Origin of the sequence: Edaphobacter sp. (assembly GCF_035763405.1) — a bacterium.
Lineage (GTDB): Bacteria > Acidobacteriota > Terriglobia > Terriglobales > Acidobacteriaceae > Edaphobacter.
In genome coordinates this window covers 1-4092 of the sequence record NZ_DASUBE010000109.1, presented here as the reverse complement: position 1 = coordinate 4092, position 4092 = coordinate 1, and the positions used below count along the sequence as shown (strand labels likewise).

The 4092-nt window shown below is 61.3% G+C and carries 3 protein-coding genes; 1 reads left to right on the top strand and 2 read right to left on the bottom strand.

The window, feature by feature from the left end:
- Positions 1-215: 215 nt before the first annotated feature.
- Positions 216-785 carry a glutathione peroxidase gene (locus VFU66_RS11215; protein ID WP_326446342.1) on the bottom strand — a complete coding sequence of 190 codons (570 nt, stop codon included), beginning with the start codon at positions 783-785 and terminating at the stop codon, positions 216-218.
- Between the two features lie 106 nt (positions 786-891).
- Here VFU66_RS11215 and VFU66_RS11210 point away from each other — a divergent pair, with 106 nt between their 5' ends.
- The gene (locus VFU66_RS11210) at positions 892-2766 is read left to right on the top strand and encodes an APC family permease (RefSeq protein ID WP_326446341.1); all 1875 of its coding nucleotides are present in this window, start codon (positions 892-894) and stop codon (positions 2764-2766) included.
- Positions 2767-2769: 3 nt separating this feature from the next.
- Here VFU66_RS11210 and VFU66_RS11205 read toward each other — a convergent pair whose 3' ends face one another.
- Entirely contained in the window at positions 2770-3957 is a 1188-nt protein-coding gene (locus tag VFU66_RS11205; protein ID WP_326446340.1) for a cysteine desulfurase family protein, read from the bottom strand.
- Between the last annotated feature and the right edge of the window lie 135 nt (positions 3958-4092).

Here is a 4092-nt window from a genome sequence, read left to right as displayed (position 1 = left end):
TCTCACGATAGGGCTGTGAGAGGCTTTGCTCAGGATGGCAATTCCTTTGCTGGTGAATCAATCGTTTCGACTTCGTCACTCACGATAAGGCTGTGAGAGGCTTTGCTCAGGATGACAATTCCTTTGCTGGTGAATCAATCGTTTCGACTTCACCACTTGATAAATGCGTGAGTGACCCGGCTCAGGATGACGGCATCAATACTGTGGCTCTGATTTTATGATTTGAGCGCGGACTCGATGGCGGAGATGATGGCAGGGTCGTCGGGCGTGACCTCGGGAGAGAAGCGGGCGGCGACGTTGCCGTGGCGGTCGATGAGGAACTTCTCGAAGTTCCAGAGGATGCCCGGCTCGGGGTTGGTGGGGATGCCATTGTGTTTCGCGGCAAGGAAGCTGGTGAGGTTCTGGCGGAAGCCTGCGCGTCCGGGGCCAGTGGCTGTGGGCTGCGCGGCGATGAGTGACTGATAGAGCGGATGCGTCGAAGGGCCGGTGACGGCGATCTTGGAGAACATAGGGAAGTCCACGCTGTAGGTGGCGCGGCAGAAGGTGGCGATCTCTTCGTTGGAGCCGGGCTCCTGCGCGCCGAAGTCGTTGGCGGGAAATCCGAGAACAGTGAACCCGTGGGACTTGAAACGGGAGTAGAGCTTCTCCAGCGCGTCATATTGCGGAGTGAGACCGCACTGGGAGGCGACGTTGACGATAAGCAGGACCTTGCCGTGGAACTCGGACAGGGATGCGGTTTCGCCTGTGATGCGGTGAATGGGGATGTCATAGATAGAGGCGGACATAGAACTCCGGAGGGTCAGTTTGGGCTGGTTGAATTATAGGGCGCGGAGAGCCGTAAGTTGAGAAAAAGAAAGGAAAGCTTGACAGACGCAGTAATATCTATGGAGCATGTCCCTCACTGACACAATCATAGGAAAACCCCTCGCTACAAGTGAGGAAGAGCATAGCGCCCGCATTGGCGTTGCAGCGGGCATTCCCATCTTCGGGTTGGATGCGCTGACGAGCGCGGCATACGGGCCTGAAGCCGCGATGACGCTGTTGATTCCGCTGGGAATGTACGGGCTGCATTATATTGTGCCCATCATCACTTCGGTCCTGATCCTGCTTGGGATCGTCTTCTTCAGCTATCTGCAGACGATTGCGGCGTATCCGAACGGCGGCGGTTCGTACACGGTGGCGATGGAGAACCTGGGCACCGGGCCTGCATTGCTGGCGGCCGCCGCGCTGATGATCGACTACATCCTGACGGCGGCGGTGGGCGTTTCGGCGGGTGTGACGGCGGTGACATCAGCCGTTCCGAGATTGCAGCCGGACACGTTATCGCTTTGTTTAATCGTTCTGGTGGTTCTCGCGGTGGTGAACCTGCGAGGAGTAAAGGAAGCCGGCTCGGCGTTTATCGTGCCGGCTTTGATGTTTGTGGGCACGCTGCTGGTGGTGATCGGCGTTGGCGCGTATCACACATTCATGAGCGGCGGTCATCCTACGCCGGTTGCACCGCCTCCGCCTGCGCTGCCGGCGGTGATGAAGTATGCGGGCATCTGGCTGCTGCTGAAGGCGTTCTCGAATGGCTGCGCCGCGATGACCGGCGTCGAGGCGGTGTCGAATGGCGTGAACGCATTCGAGGAGCCGCGCGCGCGCAATGCGCAGTTCTCGCTGGCGGTCATTATCGGAACGCTGGTGGTGCTGCTGTTCGGCACGACGTATCTGGCGCGGGCGTATGGCATCACGGCGATGGAGCCGACGGCGCATGGGTATCAGAGCATGGTCAGCATTCTGACTACGGCCGTGATGGGGCGTGGATGGTTCTATTACCTGACGATGGCGTCGATTTTTGTAGCCCTGTCGCTGAGCGCGAATACTGCGTTTGCGGGCTTTCCGCGTCTGGCGCGGGCGATCGCCGGCAATGAGTATCTGCCGCACGTCTTTCTGCTGCGCGGCCGGCGGCTGCTGTTTTCGCACGGCATCTATGCGCTGACGGGATTTACCGGGGTCATCCTCATCCTCTTTGACGGCGTGACGGACAAGCTGATTCCGCTGTATGCGATTGGAGCGTTTATCGCGTTCACCTTGTCGCAGGCCGGGATGGTGGTGCACTGGAAGAAGCAGGAGGGCGGCGTCCGGAGGCACTGGTGGCACATGTTCGTCAACGGGTTTGGCGCGCTGGCCACGGGAATTACCACCATCGTGGTGCTGGTGACGAAGTTCACCTCGGGAGCGTGGGTGACGGCGATCCTGATTCCGCTGCTGATCGGCATCATGTACGGGGTGAAGCGGCACTACTCGCGGGTGAAGCGCGAGATGGCGGACATGACTCCGCTGAACCTGGTGAATCTGGAAGAGCCGATTGTGGTGATCCCGATGGCTCGGTGGGACCGCATTACCGAGAAGGCGATGAGGTTTGGATTGCTACTCTCCAAGCAGATCAAGGTGGTCCATATTCATACCGATGACGAGGATGGGCACCTGGACGAGGTTTGGGAAGACCATGTGATGGATCCGATCCGGAAGGCGCACCTGCCGGAGCCGGAGCTGAAGGTGATCTCGTCGCACTACCGGTTTGTGATCCATCCGCTGATGGACTACATTCTGGAACTGGAGAAAGAGAACCCGGGTCGCAAGGTGGCAGTGCTGCTGCCGGAGCTGGTAGTGCGCCACTGGTGGGAGAACGCGCTGCACAACCAGAGGGTGCAGTTGCTGAAGCTGCTGCTGTTGCTCAAGGGAAACCAGCGGATCGTGGTGGTGAATATTCCGTGGTATCTGTGAGGTTCAGGGCGTAGCAGCGAGCGTTGGTTTGTATGTCGGTGAGAGTTCGCGGAGACGGGCAACAGCGGCGGGGACGAGAGCGATGGCTTCGTCTACTTCTTCTTCTGTGGTGAGTCTTGAGAGCGAGAAGCGGATGCTGGCGCGGGCACGGGCCGGGGTGAGGCCCATGGCGGTGAGGACGTGCGAGGGTTCGGTGGCGCCAGACTGGCAGGCGCTGCCTCCGCTGACGGAGAGGCCCTTGAGGTCGAGCGCGATGACGAGGGCTTCGGCTTCGACGTGATCGAAGTAGAGGTTGGTCGTGTTGGCGACGCGCGGCGCGGGGGCTCCGTTGATGCCTGCTTCTTCGACCTCGGCGAGGATGCCTTGTTCGAGACGGTCGCGGAGGGCGGCCAGGGTTCGGGGGCCGTCGGTTGCGAGCCACTGCTGTGCGAGTTCAGCGGCTTTGCCGAGGCCGACGATGCCGGCAACGTTTTCTGTTCCGGCGCGGCGCTGGCGTTCGTGCATCCCGCCATGCATCATAGGTGCGAGCCGCACGCTGCGGCGGACGAAGAGCACGCCGATGCCCTTGGGCGCGTGGATCTTGTGGCCTGAGAGGGTGGCGAGGTCAACGTCCTTGAGCGGGCCTTTTGGGCTGAGGTCGAGCGGGAGTTTGCCTGCTGCCTGCACGGCGTCGGTGTGGAAGAGCGCGCCTGCCTGGTGAGCGATGGCAGCCAACTCGGCGATGGGCTGGATGACGCCGGTCTCGTTGTTGCTGAACATGACGCTGACCAGACGCGTGTTCGGGCGGAGCGCGGACTTGAGGGCTTCCGGTTCGATGAGTCCCTGTGGCGTGCAGGGGAGGTAGGTGACTTCGACGCCCTGCTTTTCGAGCGCCTCGGCGGCGTGGAGGACGGCGTGGTGTTCGATAGCGGTGGTGATGAGGTGCGGCTTTGCCTCCGCGTGAGCGAGGATGCCGAAGAGGGCGTGATTGTCGCTCTCGGTGCCGCCGGAGGTGAAGACAACCTCGGACGCGCGGCAGCGGAGGAGGCGGATGGCGTCGCGGGCCTCGTCGACGGCGGCGCGGGCGTGCTGTCCCTGCTGGTGGATGGAGCTGGCGTTGCCGTAGTGCTCCATGAAGAAGGGACGCATGGCCTCGAAGACCTCGGGAAGCAGAGGCGTGGTGGCGTTGGCGTCCATGTAGATCCTGCGCACAGCTTCATTTTACCGCTGTGGGGTGGCAGGGATTACGCGGGCGCGAAGAGTTTTCTGGCGAGGACAAGGAGGTCGCTGCGGAGACGAAAAACAATTTTGAGTTGGCGGCGCCTGGGCGAGTATGGCCGGGTCTCT